Source organism: Eubacterium sp. BIOML-A2 (assembly GCF_009680135.1).
In the GTDB taxonomy this organism is placed as follows: Bacteria; Bacillota; Clostridia; order Lachnospirales; family Lachnospiraceae; genus Faecalicatena; species Faecalicatena contortus_B.
Map to the genome: position 1 here is coordinate 33,949 of NZ_WKZK01000054.1, position 23,650 is coordinate 57,598.

At 44.3% G+C, this 23,650-nt stretch carries 19 protein-coding genes and 1 pseudogene; 13 read left to right on the forward strand and 7 right to left on the reverse strand.

Annotated features, from left to right (window positions below):
- The first annotated feature begins 35 nt into the window (after positions 1-35).
- Positions 36-1,184 carry a C40 family peptidase gene (locus GKG43_RS17180; RefSeq protein ID WP_055152780.1) on the forward strand — a complete coding sequence of 383 codons (1,149 nt, stop codon included), beginning with the start codon at positions 36-38 and terminating at the stop codon, positions 1,182-1,184.
- A gap of 53 nt (positions 1,185-1,237) precedes the next feature.
- Here the strand turns inward: GKG43_RS17180 and GKG43_RS17185 are convergent, their stop codons facing one another.
- On the reverse strand, positions 1,238-1,606 hold the full coding sequence (locus tag GKG43_RS17185; RefSeq protein ID WP_050638718.1) for a VOC family protein: 369 nt from the start codon (positions 1,604-1,606) through the stop codon (positions 1,238-1,240).
- Positions 1,607-2,021: 415 nt separating this feature from the next.
- On the opposite strand from GKG43_RS17185, the gene rpsB reads away from it, so the two are divergent.
- From rpsB to GKG43_RS17210, 4 genes are all read left to right on the forward strand, one after another.
- Positions 2,022-2,780 carry a 30S ribosomal protein S2 gene (gene rpsB / locus GKG43_RS17190; RefSeq protein ID WP_050638717.1) on the forward strand — a complete coding sequence of 253 codons (759 nt, stop codon included), beginning with the start codon at positions 2,022-2,024 and terminating at the stop codon, positions 2,778-2,780.
- Between the two features lie 88 nt (positions 2,781-2,868).
- A complete protein-coding gene (gene tsf / locus GKG43_RS17195; RefSeq protein ID WP_129879457.1) occupies positions 2,869-3,789 on the forward strand; it encodes a translation elongation factor Ts in 921 nt (306 codons plus the stop codon).
- Between the two features lie 331 nt (positions 3,790-4,120).
- The gene (locus GKG43_RS17205) at positions 4,121-4,591 is read left to right on the forward strand and encodes a GNAT family N-acetyltransferase (protein WP_015554185.1); all 471 of its coding nucleotides are present in this window, start codon (positions 4,121-4,123) and stop codon (positions 4,589-4,591) included.
- Positions 4,592-4,640: 49 nt separating this feature from the next.
- Positions 4,641-4,892 (forward strand): hypothetical protein, encoded by a 252-nt coding sequence (locus GKG43_RS17210; RefSeq protein WP_005335687.1) that lies wholly within the window; start codon positions 4,641-4,643, stop codon positions 4,890-4,892.
- 50 nt (positions 4,893-4,942) lie between these two features.
- On the opposite strand, the gene GKG43_RS17215 is transcribed toward GKG43_RS17210, so the two are convergent.
- Positions 4,943-5,251 carry a hypothetical protein gene (locus GKG43_RS17215; protein ID WP_006426016.1) on the reverse strand — a complete coding sequence of 103 codons (309 nt, stop codon included), beginning with the start codon at positions 5,249-5,251 and terminating at the stop codon, positions 4,943-4,945.
- Positions 5,252-5,364: 113 nt separating this feature from the next.
- Between GKG43_RS17215 and GKG43_RS17220 the strand changes: the two genes are divergently transcribed.
- Entirely contained in the window at positions 5,365-5,580 is a 216-nt protein-coding gene (locus GKG43_RS17220) for a helix-turn-helix transcriptional regulator (protein WP_005335690.1), read from the forward strand.
- A 192-nt stretch (positions 5,581-5,772) separates the two neighbouring features.
- On the opposite strand, the gene GKG43_RS17225 is transcribed toward GKG43_RS17220, so the two are convergent.
- On the reverse strand, positions 5,773-6,456 hold the full coding sequence (locus GKG43_RS17225; protein ID WP_129880100.1) for a helix-turn-helix domain-containing protein: 684 nt from the start codon (positions 6,454-6,456) through the stop codon (positions 5,773-5,775).
- 249 nt (positions 6,457-6,705) lie between these two features.
- On the opposite strand from GKG43_RS17225, the gene GKG43_RS17230 reads away from it, so the two are divergent.
- The 7 genes from GKG43_RS17230 (at position 6,706) to GKG43_RS17265 (ending at position 14,378) form a co-directional block, all read left to right on the forward strand.
- Positions 6,706-7,035, forward strand: coding sequence for a hypothetical protein (locus GKG43_RS17230; protein WP_005335695.1), 330 nt, complete (start codon positions 6,706-6,708; stop codon positions 7,033-7,035).
- A 94-nt stretch (positions 7,036-7,129) separates the two neighbouring features.
- Positions 7,130-8,203 carry a replication initiation factor domain-containing protein gene (locus GKG43_RS17235; RefSeq protein ID WP_330411847.1) on the forward strand — a complete coding sequence of 358 codons (1,074 nt, stop codon included), beginning with the start codon at positions 7,130-7,132 and terminating at the stop codon, positions 8,201-8,203.
- A gap of 4 nt (positions 8,204-8,207) precedes the next feature.
- On the forward strand, positions 8,208-8,387 hold the full coding sequence (locus GKG43_RS23740) for a helix-turn-helix domain-containing protein (RefSeq protein WP_080543107.1): 180 nt from the start codon (positions 8,208-8,210) through the stop codon (positions 8,385-8,387).
- Between the two features lie 105 nt (positions 8,388-8,492).
- Complete coding sequence (locus GKG43_RS17245) at positions 8,493-9,731, forward strand: site-specific integrase (RefSeq protein WP_005330087.1); 1,239 nt, start codon at positions 8,493-8,495, stop codon at positions 9,729-9,731.
- Positions 9,732-10,227: 496 nt separating this feature from the next.
- Positions 10,228-11,631, forward strand: a complete 1,404-nt coding sequence (locus GKG43_RS17255; protein ID WP_129880030.1) for a glutamate decarboxylase — start codon at positions 10,228-10,230, stop codon at positions 11,629-11,631.
- A 244-nt stretch (positions 11,632-11,875) separates the two neighbouring features.
- Positions 11,876-13,303 carry a type I glutamate--ammonia ligase gene (glnA, locus tag GKG43_RS17260; protein WP_050638714.1) on the forward strand — a complete coding sequence of 476 codons (1,428 nt, stop codon included), beginning with the start codon at positions 11,876-11,878 and terminating at the stop codon, positions 13,301-13,303.
- 169 nt (positions 13,304-13,472) lie between these two features.
- Entirely contained in the window at positions 13,473-14,378 is a 906-nt protein-coding gene (locus GKG43_RS17265; protein WP_157355622.1) for a metallophosphoesterase, read from the forward strand.
- Positions 14,379-14,466: 88 nt separating this feature from the next.
- Here GKG43_RS17265 and GKG43_RS17270 read toward each other — a convergent pair.
- The 4 genes and pseudogenes from GKG43_RS17270 to GKG43_RS17285 all read right to left on the reverse strand — a co-directional run.
- A pseudogene (locus GKG43_RS17270) lies at positions 14,467-14,643 on the reverse strand (AIM24 family protein); the annotation flags it as partial.
- A gap of 41 nt (positions 14,644-14,684) precedes the next feature.
- Positions 14,685-14,924, reverse strand: a complete 240-nt coding sequence (locus GKG43_RS17275) for a helix-turn-helix transcriptional regulator (protein WP_050638712.1) — start codon at positions 14,922-14,924, stop codon at positions 14,685-14,687.
- 162 nt (positions 14,925-15,086) lie between these two features.
- Positions 15,087-22,646 (reverse strand): SdrD B-like domain-containing protein, encoded by a 7,560-nt coding sequence (locus tag GKG43_RS17280; RefSeq protein WP_129880032.1) that lies wholly within the window; start codon positions 22,644-22,646, stop codon positions 15,087-15,089.
- A 225-nt stretch (positions 22,647-22,871) separates the two neighbouring features.
- Entirely contained in the window at positions 22,872-23,462 is a 591-nt protein-coding gene (locus tag GKG43_RS17285; protein ID WP_055152790.1) for a TlpA disulfide reductase family protein, read from the reverse strand.
- Positions 23,463-23,650: the final 188 nt, after the last annotated feature.

Below are 23,650 nucleotides of genomic sequence, written 5' to 3' on the forward strand. Positions count from 1 at the left end.
GACATAGATAAAAAAATAAGGATAGGTGTTATTTTATGAAAATGAAAAGAGTACGCAATATGTTTGTTGCAACGGCACTGACATGTTCTATGATTGCCGTACCTGTGTTTGCAGCGCCAAACACATCAGGTCTGGAAGAACAGAAAAAAGCTGCGGAGAATGAGGTGAACAGTCTTCAGTCACAGTTATCAACATTGATGTCTAAGATGACAGATCTTCAGAATCAGTTGATTACGAAAGGTGAGGAGATCACAAAAGCAGAGAAGCAGCTGGAAGAAGCACAAGCAAAGGAAAAGCAGCAGTACGAGGATATGAAGCTTCGTATTAAGTATATGTATGAAGAAGGCGATGGCTCGGCAGTGGAACGGATCTTAAGTTCCGGAAGCATTGCAGAGATGTTAAGCCAGGCAGAATATGTTCAGAAGATACATACCTATGACCGTAACATGCTGGATGAGTATGTGGAAACGGTGAATGAAGTAGAAGAACTGAAAACTACGCTGGAAGAAGATATGAATAAGCTGGAAGATATGCAGACAGAGTATGAGGCGCAGCAGACTGAGCTGAGCAATACGATTGAAAGCAAGAGTGCCGAAGTGGAAAATCTTGACGCACAGATCCAGGAAGCAGCGAGAAGAGCCGCTGAAGAAGAACGCGAGAGACAGCGTTTGGCAGAGGAAGCGGCAAGGAATGAGAGTGCAAATAATGGCGGCGGAACAAACAATGGTGGCGGAATTACACCAAACGTTCCGGAAACGCCTGGTACACCAGAGACTCCTGGCACACCAGATACCCCGAGTACACCACAGACGCCATCTGATCCGGGCAATAACGGAGGCGGCGGTTCAGGAAACACTTCCGCGGCACAGGCAATTGTAAATGCTGCATGGACACAGATTGGTGTTCCGTATGTATGGGGCGGTACAACACCATATGTAGGCCTGGACTGTTCAGGACTCACACAGTGGTGCCACGCACAGGCAGGTATCTCAATCGGCCGTGTGGATACAGACCAGCTCTACGGCGGTCAAAGAGTCAGCGATCCGCAGCCAGGGGACATCGCATGGACTCCCGGACATGTGGCAATATACATAGGTAACGGTCAGATGATCGAAGCACAGCAGCCAGGTACAACGATATGTGTAAGCCCGGTTCGTGTTTCCGTATACGTAAGATATTGGTAATTCAGAATATAAAAAAAGGAGTCCGGATAACGGATTCCTTTTTTCATGTTCTTCTATTTCGAGGGTACAATTTCCAGCCAGTATCCATCCGGATCCTCTATAAAGTATATCCCCAGTTCCGAATTTTCGTGGCATACACAGCCCATCTTTTTATGTTTTGCGAAGGCTGCGTCAAAATCATCTACTCTAAACGCAAGGTGGATTTCATTGTCGCCCAGTTCATAGGGCCTGTTCATGTCGCGCAGCCAGGTAAGTTCTAAAAGATGCGGAGTGGTGGCATCGCCCAGGTATACCAGTGTAAAACTTCCGTCTTTGGCATCTTTTGTGCTGACAGGTTTGAGTCCAAGCGCCTCCTCATAAAAAGCAAGTGATCTCTGTAAATCATAAACATTTAAATTGTTATGTGCAAATGTAAACTTCATAGCTTTTTCCTCCCTATATATGTAAGTTTTACAAAAATGTGCTATAATATACCGTTCCTAAAACAGAAGATATGAACAGTACACCTTATTTAGCATAACACAGAGATGGTACAGAGACAAGTTATAAGAAGTGAGTACAGAAAAATCAAATAAGGCAAATAAGATGAATAAAGCAGAATACATCACACAATATAACAAGATAGTTTGAGAATAAAGACAGACAAGACAGACAAGACAGACAGACAAGATACCACAGAAAAGCCTTGCATTCCAGTATTTTCTATGTTATACTACAACCGTTGCAAAAAAACACGCATGCGGATATCTTTGACGGTGCCTAAGCCTGCACAGTGCAGACCGGTCTCAAAGGAGAGCAAAAACATGCGGAAGTTAAAAACCAAATGGAGGAAGAAACATGAGCGTTATTTCAATGAAACAACTTTTAGAAGCAGGTGTTCACTTTGGACATCAGACAAGAAGATGGAACCCTAAGATGGCTCCTTACATCTACACAGAGAGAAATGGTATCTATATTATCGACTTACAGAAATCTGTAGGCATGGTTGATGATGCATACCAGGCTGTTGCTGATATTGCAGCTGAGGGTGGTACAATTCTGTTTGTAGGAACAAAGAAACAGGCACAGGATGCCATTAAGACAGAAGCAGAGCGCTGCGGAATGTTCTATGTTAATGAAAGATGGCTCGGCGGTATGCTGACAAACTTCAAGACAATCCAGAGCAGAGTTCAGCGTTTAAAAGATATTGAGAGAATGTCCGAAGACGGAACATTCGATGTACTTCCAAAGAAGGAAGTAATTGAACTGAAAAAAGAATGGGCTAAGTTAGAGAAGAACCTGGGCGGTATCAAAGAAATGAAGAGAATCCCTGATGCAATCTTCATCGTAGACCCGAAAAAAGAAAGAATTTGTGTTCAGGAAGCGCATACACTGGGAATTCCGTTGATCGGTATCTGTGATACAAACTGCGATCCAGAAGAACTTGATTTCGTAATTCCGGGTAATGATGATGCGATCAGAGCTGTTAAATTAATTGTTTCCAAGATGGCCGATGCAGTAATTGAGGCTAATCAGGGCGCAACAGGTGCTGAAGAAGAATATTATGAAGAAGCTGCAGAAGAAGCAGTAGCTGAAGAGACTGTAGAAGCAGAGTAATTATAGACTTGGGATGCTTCAGCCTGTGGATACAGGTTGAAGCATTTTTAAAATATGCAATCAAGAATGAATAATGGAGGAATGAATCATGGCAGTTACAGCAGGAATGGTAAAAGAATTAAGAGAAATGACGGGCGCAGGCATGATGGACTGCAAGAAGGCTCTGAGTGAGACAAATGGAGATATGGACGCAGCAGTTGAATACCTGAGAAAGAACGGACAGGCTAAGGCAGAGAAAAAAGCCGGAAGAATTGCAGCAGAAGGTATCGTAAAAACCGTTGTTAAAGATGATAAAGTTGCAGCAATTGTAGAAGTAAATTCTGAGACAGACTTCGTTGCAAAGAATGCAGATTTCCAGGCATTCGTAGAGGCAGTTGTTAATCAGGCAGCAGATACAGATGCAGCAGATATGGATGCATTCATGGCTGAGGCATGGGCTGAAGACACAACAAAGACTGTGAAAGACGCGCTTGTAGAGAAAGTTGCAGTAATCGGTGAGAATCTGAATATCAGAAGATTTGAAAAAATAGTGACAGACGGATGTGTTGTATCCTATATCCATGGCGGCGGCCGTATCGGTGTTCTTGTAGAGGCTGAGGCAGATGTAGTAAATGACGAAATCAGAACATGCCTGAAGAATGTGGCAATGCAGATAGCGGCTATGTATCCGAAGTATGTATCCCGCGCAGAAGTTTCCCAGGAATACATGGATCATGAGAAAGAGATCCTGTTAGCACAGGCTAAGAAGGAAAATCCAGAAAAGCCGGACAATATCATTGAGAAAATGATCATTGGCCGTCTGAACAAAGAATTAAAAGAAGTATGTCTGTTAGACCAGGCGTATGTACAGGACAGTGATCTGACAGTTGCTAAATATGTAGAAAAAGTAGCAAAAGAGAACAATGCGAATGTATCAGTTAAGAGATTTGTACGTTTTGAGACTGGTGAAGGCCTGGAAAAGAAAAATGAAGACTTTGCAGCGGAAGTAGCTGCCCAGATGGGAAACTAATTTATCAATCGCAAGACTGGTAAAAAGCAAATTAAATAGCGTATTTAAGCGGTTTCTGCCTATTTTGACAAGTGTTATGAACTACTGTAAAATCTCACAAAATATCGTGCTATTTTGGGTACAGATTGGGTAGGGTATTGGGTAAAGAAATTTACCCAACCTCTTAACGAGGAATTTACTTGTTGTTTAAAAATAGAAAGGGAACGCTGTGAGTGTTGAGGGTGTATTGCATTTTGCAATATGCCCTCAAATTTTTTAAAAAAATAATGTTAAAGATTGGGGAATATGCTAGAATAAGAGAAATAAACAAATTAGAATTTGAGGTGGAGATATGTATGAAATACGAAAAATACATAGCAATGAAGTAATGGAAGCCCTTGCTTTAGCATTAGAAGTGTTTTTACAATTTGAAGCACCGGACTATAAACCGGAGGGAATTGAAACATTCAAGCGAGATATAGTTGAAAATGATGAATTTATTTCAAAATGTCAACAAGGTATCTGCCCTATATATGCGGCGTTTGACAAGGGTAAAATGATTGGAATTATCGGTATGTATTCAAACAGGAAGCATATCAACTTAGCATTCACAAAGAAAGAATATCATCGTCAAGGTGTAGCTACTTCAATTTTTCAGTATCTTTTAGCAGATATTTTGAAAGATGCTCCAAAGTTGCACGAGATTACTTTAAATTCGTCACCATACGGTAAGCCATTTTATCTTCATATCGGATTTAAGCCACAATCAGACGAGCAAGAAATAGACGGGATTAGGTTTACCCCTATGAAGTACACAATCTGATAAACTTCAGTTTGTAAAATTGAAAAATGTGAATTTGGAGGATAATAGGATGTTAGAATTTAGATATGATACTCAACTTTTGATTGAAGGCGAAAATCTTGATGAAGATAAAATAAATGAATATTTCACAAATAATTTTAAAGGAGATTGCTTATTGGCGGTTGGAGATGAAGAATTGATTAAAATTCATTTTCATACAAATGAGCCATGGAAAGTGTTAGAATATTGTTCTCAAATCGGAGAAATCTATGATATTGTTATTGAAGATATGGATAGACAGGCGAGAGGGTTAAAGGGGTAAATTCCATATTATTGCAGACAGTTTTTTTATTGACTGTCTGCTTTTTCTTTTTAATTATAATTGATAGTGGTACTATAAAATGGTTCATATCCATTGCGAAAAGACCATTTAGAGTGATACAGATTGATTGTAAGAATAGTAGGAGTTCCGTTGATTTGATTATGTTCTGCTTCGATTTCCGCTATTACTTCATCTGTATTCCAGTATTGATATACAATAACTTGTAGTTCGGTATCACGATTAGCCCCATTGCTGAATGACATACTGTTAAATACAAGATAATCGGGCAAGCTAATGTAATAGAGAATGCCTGCAAGCAAGACTAGAATAATAGTGGCAAATAACAATTTCTTTTTCATTTTGATATACCTCTGTTTCTGTATAGTTATAGGGATAAGTATATAGTACCTCACTATATAGTGAATTACTACATAAAGATTTATTGAATATACTTTTATGTAGAGGTGAGGCAATGAAGTATGGACATTTGGAACTTCACATAGAGGAACTGCTGAAAGAAAAAGGAATTAGTAAGAATACCATTTGTAAGGAATTGGATATACCGAGGTCTAATTTTAATCGTTATTGCAGAAATGAATTTCAGAGATTAGACGCACAACTAATCTGTAAACTGTGCAGTTACTTGGAGTGTGGAATAGAAGAACTGATAGAGTATGTGAAAGAATGAGAGCCTGTCGGATTGAAGAAAATTCGTGCAGGCTTTTGTTGTGTCAAGAAAAAGAGAAAATGTAGTGAGGTCAAGGAACAAGGCGTAGCCGATACGCCGTAGGGCAGTCCTTGACGGAACGGACACAGCCAACAGCACCATGATACAGCAGAGGACTTGAAAGGTCGGAAACCTTGCAAGTCCTCTTGTCTGTTACTGGGCGTTATGCTTTAAGTAAAGTGCTTCTTTCTCCAGTTCCTTTTCAAATGCTTTTATGTGACCGTCTTGTATTCCGTTGTCGATATGAAAGCAGTCGTCAGTCTGTGAGTAGGAGAGCATGGTAACTTTCGGTTCATAGGTTGCTGTATCAATTCCATAATAGTAAATCGTGGCGGTTGTTAATACCATGTGAATGCTTTCAAAATCTCTTGTAAAAATTGTATGCCTGTCGGAATAAAAGAAATCAGACGGGCATTTATAGAATTGGGAACTATCCTCTTTCAAAAATAGTGGCAGTATGTGCATTGCATTTCCAGCACGATTGACAAGGACATAAAAGCGTGGAATGAGGGCGGCATATTGTGTCATCATGGCGATATATATATCATCTAAATCATCAAGAAGATACTCAGAGCAGGAGTTGTTATAAAAGACATATTGCAGGGCGTTATCGTTTTGACTTGTATGTTCCATAGGCACATTTTGTCCGTAAAGCCAACGCAAATCTACATCTAAGGAGTCGGCGATCAGTTCCATTTTATCGGCTTTGGGGTTGTATTGTCCCGAAAGATAGGAACTAAACGCCCCTTTGCTGATACCTGTATCTTTGACTATATCTACTTGTTTTTTATTTTTTGCTTTCATGGCAAATTTAATCCGTTCTGCGATTGTATTCATCTGAAAACCCTCTCTTTCCATATCTCGTTATAACTTTTCATATCTTATCGTCTAAGGACACTATACCACAAGTTCAGAAAAAAGAAAATAAAAAGTTTATAAAAAACTAAACTTCCTATTGCAAAACAAATATGTCTGTGCTAATATACAATTAAGTTCAGAAATAACTGAACCACAAACGACGTCGTAATAAGAAATTGAAAATATGAGAAACTGACCTATCGGTTCAACGGGGAGAAAGGAACGTGTATGCAGATTACATTGACAAAAGAACAGGTAAAAGAAGCATTTGGAGAACTTCGTTTCATGGGTGCGGATAACTGTTACCGCTATGATAAAGACAGTAAGAAGAAAACAGAGGAAGTGGAAGCCTTAAAACTTCATCTTGGAAGCATGAAGCTTGGGAACAGCGTGGATATTCGCTTGGAAGCAACGGAACTTCCGAAGATTGAGCCTTATGCGGTGGTGGAACTGGAAGAACCAGTATATGCCCCTTATGTGCAGAGAGGAAACTTTCCTGTATTAGTGGAGAAGATTACCTGTAAGGGTATCCGCCCTGTTGCAAACAAAAATATGTAGGCGGTCAAAGTTCCTGTCCTCGTTCTGACGTACCAAACGGCAGGTTGAGGGCAGGGCAATGGCAACGCCATTGCAGATAGGAGGTATGGTAAATTTGGAAGAAAGAAGCGGAAGTTTTCTTCCAGAACTCCCCTACACTAACAGGGGAGTAATACGACAGAAAGAAGCATTAAGTGCCTTGATAGACTGGTGTCAGATAACGATTAAGGAAGTTCCGTTAGAAGCAGTTATAGAAGATGTACTGAGAATACCTTTGGAACTTATGACCGTAACGGGTTATGAAAAGGGGATTGCAGGACATGAGGTTGTGGCAATCTTCGATAATATCAAGGTGCTAAAGCCGACAGGAAATGCACAGTATCAAGGCTTTCAGATTTTAATGAGTGGGAAAGGCTGTCGCAACTATGAGAATTTTTTACAACTCAATGAGGAAACATGGTTTGATTTCTTGAACAGAGTTTGCCAGTATCATATCAATGTTCCTCGGATTGATTTGGCGATAGATGATAGAAAACCTTATTTGAGTATTCCCGATTTGATTGTACGGACAAAAGAGGGATTGCTTTCCACAAAACTAAGGGAGATAGATTTTCACGACTCGGGAGAACTGAAAGAAGAAGTGTTTCAGAGTAAAGGTGGTAGTCTTTATCTCGGCAGTTCAGCCAGCAATTTGAGATTGGTATTTTATGAAAAAGGATATGAACAGAATAAAAAATATGGAACAGAATTAGACGAAAATTGGAATAGATATGAGTTGAGATTTCGGCAGGAAATGGCAGTTAGCGTAGTACAGGAATTATTGAGATATAGAGATGTGGCAGGACTGGCAATGGAAGTATTGAACAGCAAAATACGATTTTTAGAAAAGCCGACAGACAGCATGACAACACGAAAAAGGCTTTACCCAACCTATCAAGCGTGGGCGGAACTGATGAAAGATATAGGTAAGGTTAAACTTACCATGCAACCACAGAAGAAAAGTTTACAAAAGGTGTGGGAATGGTTAGAAAAGTATGTTGCTCCGTCTTTGAAACTGTTTGCAGAGGTTGGAAAGATAGAGAAAAGGGATTATATCGGTAATCTTGTAGCAAATGGAGAAATGAATATCACACAGAAACAGTTGTATGATGATTACATAAAAGCAAGAAGATTAGAGGAAAGGGGATAATCGTATAGAAAAAGCATTATTAAATTTAAAGGAAGTAAGTGAGTATCTTGGACTTGGAGAAACAAAGACAAGAGAACTCTTGAAAAGTAGAAACTGTCCGTTTTCCATGAAGATTGGGTATCGGTGGTATGCGAACAGAAGATTATTAGACACATGGCTAGAGCAACAAGCAAAAAGTTATTGAAGTTCTGATTGAAAAGGAGGCGAACTTATAGTAGTATATGGTTAAAATCACAGAAGTTCCCTTTTTATTTATCAAAATATTTGATTGATAGAAAGGGTAGAGATTATGGGTAAAGATTTAAAAGGAAAAGAATTAGGAACAGGTTTACGTCAAAGAAAGGACGGTAGATACGAAGCAAGAGCAAAGATAAACGGAATAGACATTAACTTGTATGATGTTGATTTGAAGAAATTAAAAATATTGTTTGAAAAGGCAAAAGAAGAAGCAAGAAATAATATTGATATGAAACGTCAGAAAATAACGCTGAATGAATGGTTTGAGGAATGGTTTGCAAATTATAAAATTCCTAATATCAAGGAAACAAGCGTGTTTCCTATGCGTAGCAAATATTATAATACATTTGGAAAAGCAATAGGGAATATGAAAGTGACAGATATACGGAACTTGGATATTCAACGTGTCATTAACGATATGAATAAGCAGGGGAGAGCGTCTTCCAGTATGCGAGATGCTTTAGGCAGAGTTCGGGAGTGTTTGGAGTCTGCAAAGAATAATCGTATTATAGACATCAATCCATGTTTTGAAATCAATGTACCTTGGGAAAATAAAACAGCAGAAAGACGTTTCTTATCAATGGCAGAGCAAACAAGGTTTTTGCAGGAAGTAGAGCATAACTGGTATAAAGAGATGTTTTACATTATGTTTCTGACGGGTATGCGAATTGGGGAAGTCGGTGGTCTGAAATGGGAAGATATAGACTGGAATAAGAAATGTATTAACATTCAAAGGTCTTTATCCTGTCAATATGAAAATGGAGTAAAGACTATGCGACTAACAAAGCCTAAAACACATAATTCATACAGAAGTATTCCGTTTATGGCAGAAACAGAAGAAATTCTGTTATCTCAAAAAGAAAAACAGAACAGGCAGAAAAAAGCCTATGGAAATCGTTGGCGTTCAAGTGGAGAATTTGATAACTTGGTGTTTACCACTTCTTTAGGAAGTCCAGTTATTCGGAATGTAGCAGAAAAAGAAATTAAGAAAGTAGTAAAAGCAATCAATTTTCAAGAAGCAATAGAAGCGGTAAAGGAAAACAGAGAGCCGATAGAATTTAAAGACCTTTATCCTCATGCAATCCGACATACATTTTGTAGCAGGTGCTTTGAAAAAGGAATGGACGCTAAAGTAGTGCAAATGCTAATGGGACATCAGCATTACAGTACAACGATTGACATATATACTCATGTGACAGAAACAAAATTTGAAGAAGAAATAGCAAAGTTTGGTAGCGTGAGTGAAAAACAGAAAGTTCAGAAAAATAAAAACTCTACCCAGTGTGCATAAAAGAGTACCCAACATAGCAAAATAAGAGAAATTTGCTTTCAACGGGAATGAAAAGTTTCTACCCAAAGGGAAATTGGGTAAAATGGAAGAGCAGAATTGAGGAAAGCGTAGAAAGCCTTATAAAATGGGCATTTGAGAAAACAGTAAATAAAAGTTGGCAAAACAGATGGGACAGTAATATTAGGTTTGCGTTAATATTTTAGAAACAAGCCCTTATAAATAGCGGTTTTACGCTGTTTGTAAGGGCTTATTTTGTAATAAGTTTCGATGGATAAAGCCAGAAAAACGTAATACAAATCTATAAATCAAAAGGTGCTGATTTTATGATGTTTAGTGTAGATAAATAATGGGATTATGCTCTAGGGAATTGAAATCAATAGAAGAAGTTGCTCATATATTTTCCTTTATTACGCCTTTTGTGATAAAGTAGTATTAGCATCAAAGAATACGGATACTGCGTCAGTCTATATCAAATGAAGATCAGGAGGAAATGATTATGCTGTGTGATAAGGAAAAACGAAAACTAAAGGATTCTTATGATACGCCTTTATTCGGGACGTTAGCGGCGGACTCCCCGATTACGAAAAACAAGATAGGGGAACAGCCCTTAGAACCAGCCCTTGCATACCGGCTCATAATGGATGAACTGATGAACGAGGGGAATGCAAGGTTAAATCTGGCTACTTTCTGTCAGACCTACATGGAAGATGAGGCGATCAGACTGATGTCAGAGACACTTGAAAAAAATGCCATTGACAAGACGGAATACCCGCAGACAGCCGAGATAGAACAGCGCTGCATACGGATTATATCGGATCTATGGAATGCCGCGGAAACAGACGCTGCAATCGGCACATCCACAGTAGGTTCCTCGGAAGCGTGCATGCTGGCAGGGATGGCAATGAAATTCCGGTGGCGTAAGCGGGCCTCTGTTTTAGGGCTTGATGTAAACAAAAAGCCAAATCTGGTCATTTCATCAGGTTATCAGGTCTGCTGGGAGAAATTCTGTGTTTACTGGGATGTAGAACTTCGTCAGGTGCCGATGGATACAGAATGTATGAGTATGCGTCCAGATGCAGTATTAAACTATGTAGATGAGTATACGATTGGTGTAGTCGGTATCCTCGGCATTACATATACAGGGAAATTTGATGATTTGAAGGCGATTGACCAGATACTTGAAGAATACAATGCTTCAACAGAGCACAAAGTTTATATCCATGTTGACGCCGCTTCCGGAGGTTTGTTCGTTCCATTTGTCAATCCGGAGCTTTGCTGGGATTTCCGTTTAAAAAATGTAGTGTCAATCAACTGTTCCGGTCATAAATATGGTCTTGTCTATCCGGGTATCGGATGGATTTTGTGGAAAGACAAAGAATATCTTCCAGAGGAACTAATATTTGAGGTAGATTATCTCGGAGGTAAGATGCCGACAATTGCAATCAATTTTTCCAGATCGGCCAGCCAGATTATCGGCCAGTATTACAATTTCATCCGGCTTGGCAGGGAGGGATACCGCCGCATTCAGCAAAAAACACAGGACGTGGCTCACTATCTGGCAAAGGAAATTGAGAAAACAGGAAGATTTTTCATATACCATGACGGAAGCGACTTGCCGGTTGTATGCTATACAATAAAAGAAAAAACGGGGCAGGAGTGGACTCTTTATGATCTCTCTGACCGCCTGCTTATGAGGGGATGGCAGATTCCTACTTATCCGCTGCCTGTGAATCTGGAAGATACTGTTATTCAGAGAATCGTCTGCCGTGCCGACTTGAATTATGATATGGCAGAACTGCTCATGCGTGACATAGAAGAGGGAATCCGTGAATTAGACGAAGCGGTCATACTCCCCCATGCGAAAGATAAAAAACCAAAGGTATACGGGTTTACACATTAAGATGCTCAAGCTTTAGAAACCAAAGGTCACAGGTTGCTGTGCCTATGTCCGGATAACGTTATTGTGTGCACCCTCAGAGTGTTACCAACAGCATCCTTTTTTATAATTAAATGATGAACTTAACATTCCCTTTTGCTGCCAGGATATGCTAAAATAGTAATAATATCATGAGACAAGACATGTGGCCTGAACAAATACTGGGACAAAGTTCAGGAAAAACAAATTTACTAATTGGAGGTATATCATGTTAAACAGCACTGATATCAGGAAGGTATGCAATGAGAAGGGAATCAGAATGATTGATTTCAAGATGACGGACCTGGACGGAAGGTGGCGTCATATCACAATCCCTGTAGAAAGGTTCGACGACGACATTTTCGTCTATGGCATTGGGTTTGACGGTTCCAACTACGGATATGCACCGGTGGAGAAGAGCGATATGGTATTCATCCCCGATCCGGCAACCGCGGTTGTCGACCCATTTACGGAGATTCCTACCATGACCATGTGCGGGAATGTATGCGTGATTGGGAAGGAGAATACCCCTTTCGATCAATACCCAAGGAACGTCAGCCTGCGTGCAATGGAATATATGAAGTCAGAGGGAATTGCAGACGAGATGCTGATCGGGCCGGAATTTGAATTTCATTTATTTGACAATGTAAGCTATATGGCAGAGCCCTATAAGACCTCTTTTACGGTAGACACCAGGCAGGCATCCTGGAACAGCGGAAAAGAAGGGCCTGACAATGCAGGATACCAGGTGCCCAAAGGCGGCGGATATCATATTGCAGCGCCGCATGACATCGCTTACAGCTTAAGAAGCAAGATGTGTATGTATATGGAAGACTGGGGAATCGACGTGAAATACCACCACCATGAGGTAGGCGGCTCAGGACAGATGGAGATTGAAGTAGAACTGGGTGATATGGTGGACATGGCGGATAAGACAATGATTATCAAATATATCATTAAAAATGCTGCCGTACAGGAAGGCAAGACCGCTACATTTATGCCCAAACCAATCCATAAAGAAGCCGGAAACGGAATGCATGTGCATATGCTCCTTATGAAAGACGGAGAGCCGATTTTCTATGATGAGAAAGGCTATTCCGGTTTAAGCAAAACCGCGCATTACTTTATCGGCGGGCTTTTGAAGCACATTGGTTCTCTCTGCGCATTTACCAATCCCTCTACAAACTCTTTCAAACGGCTTGTTCCGGGATATGAGGCGCCTGTTACGATTGGGTACGCAACCTCTAACCGCAGTGCTGTGATCCGTATCCCGGCCTATGCGAAGTCACCGAAGGCAAAGCGTTTTGAGCTGAGGAATCCGGATGCTACTGCCAATCCATATTATGCTTACGCAGCGATTTTGATGGCCGGACTGGACGGTATCAAGAACCAGATCGATCCTACTGAACATGGCTGGGGTCCCTATGACTGCAATCTTTACGATCTGCCGGAGGAGGAAAAGGCAAAGATCCAGTCACTTCCAAAGACGCTGGATGAAGCACTGGATGCACTGGAATGCGACCATGAATATCTGACGGCGGGAGGGGTGTTTCCGGAGAGGCTGATTGAGATCTGGCTGAAACGCAGACGGAAAGAAAGCCTGGAGATATCACAGATACCGCACCCCGCGGAATTTGAAAAATATTATGATTTGTAATCAGCTTTTACACTTATAAAAAGGAAGGCGCTCAAACTTGAGCCGCCTTCCTTTTTATTTTGTAATGATAAGGGACAACTCTATAAGAATATGCTAAAATGATGTCATGAATACTGGGGTGCCAGTTTTAAGCTCTGGAGGTAAAATGGATACTATAAGGTGGGTGCATTTGTCAGATATACATTTTTCTGCTGATGAGAACAATGAAATGAAACGAATGAGGGACAGTCTTTTAGAAAAATTATGGGAGATGTCCCAAGAACATGAATTTGATGCGGTATTTATCACCGGTGATCTGACTTACCAGGGAGGATATTATGATTATAATCTGAAGAAATTTATTGAAGCATTAATTTATCTCTTAAAACTCACTCCGGATGAGTTATTTATCATACCGGGGAATCATGACCTGGCCAGGTCTCACTCCAGGGATCTTGCGGTAGCGGAAACAAGAAAAAGCGGATTTGAGTTTGGAAAGGACAATATTAGGCAATTACAGAAGGATTTCAGCAAATATAATATATTTTATAGAAAAATAAAAAATGAGGAGGCTCAATATATATATAAAACAATTACAAAAGATAAGTTTAATGTATTTTTAATAAATACGGCCTTTACGTCCGGAACTGATGAGGACGAAGGTAAGCTTATCCTTGAAAAAGGATCTTTTTATCAGGAAATCAGAAAGTTAAAAGATCAGGAAAAGTGTATTAATATTGCTGCAGGCCATCACCCGGTCAATTGGTTTACAGAGAATGACCAGCAGTTTATTTGGAAGAATTTTAACGACTATAATATTGATTTTTATTTATGCGGGCACATGCACAAGGGGGCCTATAATTTTAATTCAAGCGGGGGAAGGGGAATCCCGTCTTTTCAGTGTGGAAGCGGAAAGGCAGAGCGGGATACTGCGGTTACATTTTCAATAGGAGAGGTTGATATATCGGCAAAGAAAGGCCGGCTGACATCGTACAAATGGCTGGTAAAGGAAGCACGCTGGGCAAGCGGCGGCCTGGAAGGGAGAAGGGCCGCCTCAGGTGTACTGGATCTTATTTTGGAAAGGCTTTGCTCATGATGTAGCCGCATTTCTGAATTTTAGCAGATAGAATAGAAAGCACACCATTTCTGATGTGCTTTCTGTGATGGCTGTGCAATTCTTTTGTTTAGACGACCGGCCTGTCTACAGGGGCAAGCAGTACTTTTCCTGTTCCCTTATACACATTTACCAGTCCCTCCCCGGAAGCAGCAGAACCAAGCAGTGTTTTACCGGAACGTTCCACGGTAAAGTCAAGGCTTCCGCTCCAGGCAATTGCCATATTGCCGTCAAACTTTAGGATATTTTGATCAGTCATTTATGGTATAAATAAAACAAAGACTACGATTATAAACCGCAGTCCTTGTTTTTGTAATTATTTGGATTCCTTCCGACCATTTCGTCTAAAGAGACATGAAATAAATCTGCAATTCGTATCAATTCATAAATATCAGGAATCCGTTTTCCTAGTTCGTAGTTGGAGAGCGTTTGGCGTGTCATATTCAGCGTTTCTGCCAATTGCTCCTGGGTTAGGTAATTCTTTTTCCTCAGCGCCCTGATGTTACTGCCTATTTTATTGGTCATCATCTCTTATTCCTCATCTTTTGTAATCTTAAAGTAGGATAATAATAACATTTTGCATTGAAGTGTAAAATAAAAAGTGCCTTATTGTTACATAATGGTAACAAATCATTTATTTTGCGTAAGTTTTTAATAAATAAATTGTTACGAAACTGTGAACTGAAATGTTTAATTACTACATACGGTTACAGCAGCGTCTGCTCTGTTGTTTTCCGGATTTGGATCCTGTACGGAGCCGGATACGGTAACGGTATTTGTGATAGTACCGTGGGCGCAGCAATCTATCTTGCCGGTTAGAAACAGTGTTACGGTGTCTTTGTCAGCCAGGCTTCCTATCATAAGCTGCCCTGTCCAGGGCTGCCAGGTATGGCCGTTATTCAAAGAATAGCGCGGTTCAAAAATGGCGGTCGGAAGCAGATCGGTAATAATAACATCTTTTGCCATATCCGGGCCCAGATTGGTCACAGTGATACAGTATTCTATAAATCTTCCGGGGCACACGGTCCGGCAGTGCGCCTTTTTGGTAACTGCCAGGTCAGCGGACGGTACATTGCCTACATCGATACTGGAATAGCCGCTGTTGTTGCTGTGGTCCGGATCGGGAGTATCACTGGTTACATAAGCCATATTTACAATGCTTCCGGTTGCTGCCGTCACGGTCCCCTTCAGTAGAATCATCCGTGATTCATGATTTGGTATGGTTCCGATGGCGTAAGGACTGCTCCAGCGGTTCCAGGTATCTCCATTGTCGGTGGAATACTCCAGGTTCTCCAGTCCTTCCGGAGGATCATCCCGGAGCATTACATTTTCTGCATCTATATTCCCCAGGTTTGAGACATGGATCTGATAAGTGACCGTGTCGCCCAAAACTGCGTAAGTGATATCGGAGGTTTTCTCCAGTTTCAGATCGGCTGTTTCCGCGATGGGTGTGTCTACGGTAACCGTATTGTTATCGGGATCGGGATCTGGTGTGGATGATGTCACACCGGCAGTGTTGCTGAGTACACCGGTGTTATCCGCATCAGGAAGCGTGCGCAGCAAAAGCCTGATTACGGTGCCTGTATAAACGGTTCCCAGGGTGTACGAACCGGTCCAGGGCAGCCAGTGTATGCCGGAATCAAGGGAATATTCAGCGTTTACTGCGGGATCAGTTAATAATACATTCAGCGCATCTGCAGGACCGGCGTTTGAAACAAGGATGGAATACGTCAGGTATTGGCCGGGAACGGCAGGATTGGGATGGGCCAGTTTGGTGATTGACAGATCCGCCGTGTCCTCAACGGATGTCTTCTCAGTTGCAGTGTTGTTTGTTGGATCAGGGTCAGGTGTAGATGAGGCGACTGCCGCCGTATTTATGATGGCGCCGGATACAGTTTTATTTAGTGTTCCCCGAATGAGGACCACAATACTGTCTCCGGCTGCCAGGTTCTCAGCCTGGTAAGGTGATTGCCAGGTCTGCCAGGTCTGCCCCTGGTTGACCGAGAACACAGCATTCATAAGCTGTGCAGGAACGGTATCAATCAGTGTGATATTCCGGGCGTTCCCGGGTCCGTGGTTTTCCAGCGTTATGGTATAAGTCAGTGTTTCCCCGGGAATGGCAGGTGACGGTGCGGCTTCTTTAGTGATTGAAAGGTCCGCCGATGGAATCACAGGTATTGTGATAGAAACCGTATTATTGCCTGAATCCGGATCTGAAGTCGTGCTGCTGACCGCTGCGGTGTTCAGGACAGCCGTTCTTCCTTCGGGGACGGCGCCTCTTATCTGCAGGGCGGAAAAATCACTCCCTGGCTGCAGAGTACCGACGGAGAAAGAACCGCTCCATTTGCTCCAAGTTAGTCCGCCATCCGTGGAATACAGAGGATTCTCCAGTTCATTTAATATGGCAGCATCTGTGATAAGCACGTTCTCGGCCGCATCCGGGCCCAGGTTGTTAACAGAGATATCATAAGTGAGGGGTTCCCCCGGCGATACAGGAGAAGGTGAAGCTGTTTTACGAATCGCAAGGTCAGCCGTTGCTCTGACAGGTGTTATGATGATAACGGAGTTATTATCTGGATCAGGGTCTGGGGTATCGCTGTCTATGAAAACTGTATTTAAGAGTTCCCGTACACCCGGATTCTGGATTGTGAGCAGGCCACGAAGGAGCAGCGTGTAGGTCATTCCGACGCTTAGCTGATCGAGCGTAAAGGAGCCGTTCCATTCATTCCAGGTACGGCCATTGTCGGCAGAGTATTCCTGGCCGGTCAGCTGCGCAGAAAGTGTATCCTTCAGAGTAACGTTTGCGGCATCGGAAGGTCCGGCGTTGGATGCGGTCAGTGTGTAGACTACCAGGCCGCCGGGCACTGCCGGCACAGGGCTGGCGGATTTTGTGACGGAAAGATCAGCAGACGGTGTGATCTGCAGTTCCTCCGTATCCCGGTTATCTGACGGGTCGGGGTCTGAGGTGGAGGAGGTAATGACAGCGGTGTTTGTAAGCACTCCTGTGGCGGATGCACTTAATGTGCCGCGGATCGTCAGTACGGCAGAACTGCCCGGCTCCAGGGAAGAGAGCTGCCAGGTTCCGGTCCACGGTTCCCAGCCGGAGGCATCATCTGTGCGGTATTCTGCCTGCCCCAGAAGACTGGAAACCGCATCAATCACAATGATGCCGCTGGCCTGGGAGGGACCTGCATTGCGTATGGCCAGCGTGTAGGTTACAGGTTCTCCTGGAACGGCCGGATTGGGACTTCCGCTTTTAGTGACGGATAGATTCGCTGAAGGAGCAAGCGGCGTCTCCAGCTCAGCCGTGTTATTATCCGGAACAGGATCCGGCGTATCGGAGGACACAGAAGCTTTGTTATATATCGGTGTGACAGCATCAACAGCAATCGTTCCCCGAATCGTAACGAGGGCGCTTTGGGCAGCTTCCAGGCTGCCGATATTCAGCGAACCGTCCCATGTGGAGTAGGAGTCTCCGTTTAGAGAGGCCTCCGGATTTTGAATCTCTGCAGACAGAAGGTCCGTCAGGACAATCTGATCGGCGGTATCCGGTCCTGCGTTGGCAACCTGTATGGTGTAGGTAATCAGCGAGCCCGGGACTGCAGGAACCGGTGATGCAGCTTTCGTGACTGAGATATCAGCCGAAGCCCCGACCGGTGTCAGAAGACTGTACGTATTATTATCCGGATCAGGATCCGGAGTGGAAGAGGAAACAAATGCCTCATTTGTTAGAAGTTTGACAGTGGATGCGCCCAGTATGCCGCGCAGCAGAATGACAGCATCGGCATTGCTGTCCAATGTCCCTATGATATATGGGCTGGACCATGGATTCCAGGCAGTGCCTCCGTCTGTTGAAAATAACGGCTGAGACAGCTCTGCCGGCAGTGTGTCAAACAGCGAGACATCCTGTGCCGTCTCCGGCCCGGCATTGCGGACGGTAACCGTGTAGGTCAGGTACTGTCCCGGTACTGCAGGAACCGGATCTGCAGATTTTACAACAGATAGATCGGCAGAACTCTGTATCGGCGTAAATAGGGTGGAAGAGTTATTATCCGGATCGGGATCCGGAGTTGTAGAGCTGATGATGGCTATATTTTCTATGGTGCCCGTTGCTGCGCTGCTCAGATTCCCTCGTATTAATATGATAGCGCCGGTTCCGGCTTCGAGTGTTCCCAGATTGAACGTTCCCTGCCATGGGGCCCAGTTTTCCCCGTTGTCAACCGAGTATTCAACGGAAGATAACAGCGAAGATATGGGATCTATCAATTGTACATTCCGGGCATCGGAGGGACCGGCATTAGAGACAGACACGGTATAGGAAAGAAGGCTGCCCGGTACTGCGGGACTCGGGGCTGCAGTCTTTACAATGGAAAGATCTGCGGAGGTCTCGACAGGTGTTGTAGCGGCAGACGTATTGTTATCCGGATTCGGATCCGGCGTCTGGGATGATATGGCCACGGTATTGGTAACCAGCCCTGAGGCGGATGCAGCTACTGTTCCCCGGATATAAATAATGACTGGCACTCCGGGATCAATTGTACCGATTGTAAGGGAAGAGACCCAGGGCCTCCAGTTCTGTTCATCTGTGGAGTATTCCAGCCCGGAGAGTCCGGAAGGAATCGTATCTTCCAAGACCACGCTCTCAGCGGCAGATGGGCCTGCATTGCTCGCCACAATGGTATAAATCAGGTATTCTCCGGCTATGGCCGGGGAAGGAGAGGCCGCTTTTATAACCGAAATATCTGCGAAGGCTGTGATCGCTGCCGTCGTTTCAGAGGTGTTATTTGTGAGATCCGGATCCGGTGTGGAGGCAGATACGGAGGCACCATTTACCAGAGTTCCTGATGCAAAAGGGCTAAGTGTTCCTGTGATAACCAACTCCGCTGATTCAGACGGATCCAGGGATGCCAGGAAATAACTGCCATTCCATACGCCTGTATAGATACCATTTAAGGTGAAATCCGGGTCCATGACTGCTGCCGGAAGGAGATCTGTTATATTAATATTCACTGCTCTGCTGGGGCCATTGTTTGTAATGGTGAGTGTATATATGACAGCCTCACCGGCAGCCGCTGAGTCAGGACCTGTTTTTACAATCTGCAGGTCTGCGAAGGCGTCAGCAGGCGTTATGATAGTATCTGTGTTATTATCCGTATTCGGGTCAAAGGTATCGCTGAAGGCTGAGGCCATGTTGAACAGGTCTTCTGTCTGGGAAAGGGAAACATCCGCGAGGATCGTCAGGGTAATAGTGCCGTCAGCGGACAGAGATATCTGATTGTACTGTCCGTTCCAAGGCAGAAAATTGATTCCGTCTACGGAGTACTGCGCATTTTCCAGGCCAGGAGGGAGCATATCTGATATTACGATATTGACTGCATCCGAGGGACCTTTATTCGTAACAAGAATGGTATAGGCCAGTTTTTCACCTGATATTGCGGTATCAGGGTACGCTGTTTTCGTAACGCTGAGATCTGCAGTGCCTTCCAGCGTTATTACTTCCGTATATTCGTTATTGCCCGGATCCGGGTCCGGCGTCTGCGAGGCGACATTCACAGTATTGGAAAGCGTTCCCGGCACTGCATCAGGACTGACGGATGCACGCAGATACAGCGTATAAACGGCACCTGCTTCCAGAATTCCCACCATATGGCCTCCGTTCCACGCAAGCCAGCTGATCTGATCCGTAGAATATTCCGCATTCAATAGATCGGCAGAAAGCACATCGGTTATCTCAACATCCTGTGCCGGGGAAGGGCCGCTGTTTGTTACAGTTATAATATAGGTTAATGTCTGCCCCGCAGCCACTGGGTTTGAGACACCGGTTTTCACCACGGACAGGTCCGCGGACGAAGACTTGGGGACGATAACGGTAACGGTATTGTCATCCGGATCCGGGTCATCGGTATCGCTGGTGACAGAGGCCGTGTTAGTGAGTGCATCAGAGATTCCGGAAAGAACGGTTCCTCGAAGCAGAAATGTGTAAACAAATCCGGCATCCAGTGTTCCTGCGAAAAGCTGGCCATGCCATGGATACCAGGTGGCGCCGTTGTCCAGGGAATACTCAGGATTTTCAAAATCTGTTTCAACAATGTCATACATGATGACATTTTCGGCGGCATCGGGGCCATTGTTAGTTACTGAGATGTTAAATGTGAGGCTTTCTCCTATCACAGCAGGATCTTTGTCAGGCGTTTTTTCAATGACAAGGCTGGCGGCCCGGTTGACTGGAGTAATCACAGTATCCGAGTTGTTGACCGGATCAGAGTCTTCGGAATGAGAGGTGACGGATGCCGTGTTTACGACCGGTCCTATTGTGGAGCCATCGAAGACACCCTGGATCACAACTGTGATGACCTGGCCGGGCGGCATATCGCCGAGCGCAAGGGTTCCCGGCCAGTAATCCAGTGGACCCTGATCCAGACTGTACATGGGATTGGTGATCTCCGGCGGAATCAAATCTTCCAGTATGACATCCAGTGCCGTTTCCGGGCCGTGATTTGTGATGGTGATTGTGTAATGAATGAGATCTCCTGTAACCAGTACGTCTCTGTCGGCAGTTTTTGTGAGCGCCACATCCGTAGTGGTGCCGATTTTGAGAATATAATCCTCCACTTCGCCGTCAGCGGCAGGGCCTACGCTTCGGGTATCCTGCGTTTCCAGCCCCGTATCTGTCAGAAGCTCTGTGGTAAGACGCAGTCTGACAAAGGTATGGTCGGGCCTTATAACAGTACCGGCGGGAATTGCAAAATCCAGGGTATATTGGCCGGTTCCTGAATAGGCCGGAACAATAAGCACGGGCGCCGCCTCGGAGGCTTCAAACAACCCGTTTTTGTTAAAATCAATCCATCCATACAGATAAGCCGTTTCGCTAGTATAATTTGTAGCAGTGACAGATAGAGAGTAATTCAGGGCCGCCACTGCCAGCATGGGCAGAGGGATAGACAGGCCGTCATCCTGAATCCCATGATACAGATCATCGCCGGTAGCGGTGGCATTCTGATAAGCGTCTTCTTCGGATGTCACCTGTGTTCCTAAATACAGGGGGCTTCCGGTGCCGTGGCGCGGGCCGTTGCTTGTAAGCAGGGTATTATAGCTTCCTGTTCCTCCTCCGCCTGCGTCCGGTGCGTCACCATAATCCAGCTCAATGACTGCATAGGGACAGAGGGCGCCGTCATTGAATGCATCCACCGGTGTCATTGAAAAACGTGCGCCCGCTGCGGTATCTCCGCTGATCCGGTAACGGTAAATGGTGCCGTCCCCATTGCTGACCGCATAGAGGTTCCCGCTGCCGTCAATTACTACAGAGCCAAAGGTATCACCGGGATTAGGGCCGGTTGTTTCCAGAGGCGTTACGGTTCCGGTGTACTCATCAATCCGGTATACGGCGCCGTCTCTCTCCACACCATACAACCGCTGGTCTGCAGGGCTGAATGCCCAGTCACCGATGGTAAGAGGGGCGGATAAGGGTGTGCCGTAATTGGAGGTCTGTTCCGTAAAGCCGTTAGCTGGATCTACAAGCTTTAAGAATGTAAGAGAATCTGTGCGCAGGTCGACCGTATAGAAACGGCTGGTTCCAGGAACGTAGAGATAATAGAAACCCGCCATATCCATTGTGCCGGCGGAATAAGGGGCAGCAGGCATGCCGGCGGGGCGGGGATTGAGCAGAACCACTTCGCCATTATTATCCACCCGGACAATGGTGTTGTTTGACTGGTCATATCCGTAGACATGATAATCAATTGTGCTGAAACCTATCGCATTGACGGACCCATTATTAGACAGAGGGCCTTGCAGGAGGGATGCACCGGTGATCAGATCGACGGTGTGACGCATGGTGGGCCTGCCCTCAAAAAGGATCATTTCTCTGCCGCAGGGATAAGGAGCACTCTGCGAGTCATGGCTGAAGTTCAAATTGTCAATATTTTCGTGATTGTTAATCTGACCGGCACTGACCATGACGGTCTGCTTTCTGGGGGTGTTGGAAAATGTGTAACCGGCGGGCTGTCCTGCGTTAGAGGGCGGGCAGTTTCCGGACTGTACTCCAGTTTCATAGACAGTATAAGTTCCCGGGTCTGTGACTGTAAAAGAGTATCGGCCGTCTGAATATGTGACTGTTGATGCACAGAAGGGGCCAGAGGCAGAATCTGAAAAAAGTACGAGGACCACCTGGGAGATACCTGGTGAGCCGGGGACGTACTGACCTTCATGATTCAGGTCGCGAAATACGGTTCCATTAAGGGTAGCGGGCATGATCTATTCCTCCTTGATCAGTTAAGCTTCTGGTTGATTACATAGTTTGTGTACCGGCGCAGTTTGCCTGGTTTTATTGTATTCACAGTAGAAAAATAAGGTGCATGCCGTTTGGGTGGGGAAATAAGGCTGAATGCAGTATAAAAAACCTCCGGACAAAAGCCGGTGAAGCCGGCAGTGGTCCGGAGGTTTGCGGAAAGCAGCAGCCTGCTGCTACCAGGGCGTTCACCCGACAGCACAATCTGCAGGATGATCATTTTCACAGACTTTGCTGTGATATTTTTCGATTTCCTTTCCCCAGTAATCTTCATCCCGGGCACCTGCATATACAGTCCCCAGCTGCTCTTTGTCCCTGCTGTAAAGAACGGTTGACGGAGTCTCTTCATAAAGGCCGGGCATCATTTTTTCAAGTTCTTCGGAATCCAGCAGCTGGATATAATGTGCACCGGTCTCGGAAATGACCGCAAGAGCCTCTTCATCCCTTTTTTGGGTAACTCCCTTTATGATCCCTATGATCTGGACACCCCTGCCGGAATATTGATCTCCAAGCGCTGCGAGAGCCTCCATTTCGCTTTGACAGGAGCCGCAGGAGGGTTCCCAGATATTAAAGACTGTAAGCTCTGCGTTGCTAAGGATACTGTTCATATCTGTTTCTGTTCCGTCCAGTTTCCGGACTTTCATATTCTCAAAGCCGGAAGTATCTGAGTTGGTATTTGCCGCGGTGTTTTCGGCAGCCGGTTCTGTGGTATTCTGGCACGCTGTCAGCAGAAAGGATGCGCTTAACAGAACGGCTAAGACCGTGTTTCTTTTTTTCATGGCTATTTCACCTCATTCTGTAATGAAAAGAAATACAGTTTATACTGTAATCATAACAATTACAGTATAAACTGTCAAGCTTTTGAGTTACTGTTCAGATCTTACTTTTCACGTTCCAGCCAACATCTAAATCGGGATTTAGTCGGCAAGCTTTAGACTTGTCGACGGACGGGGACGCTTCATGACAG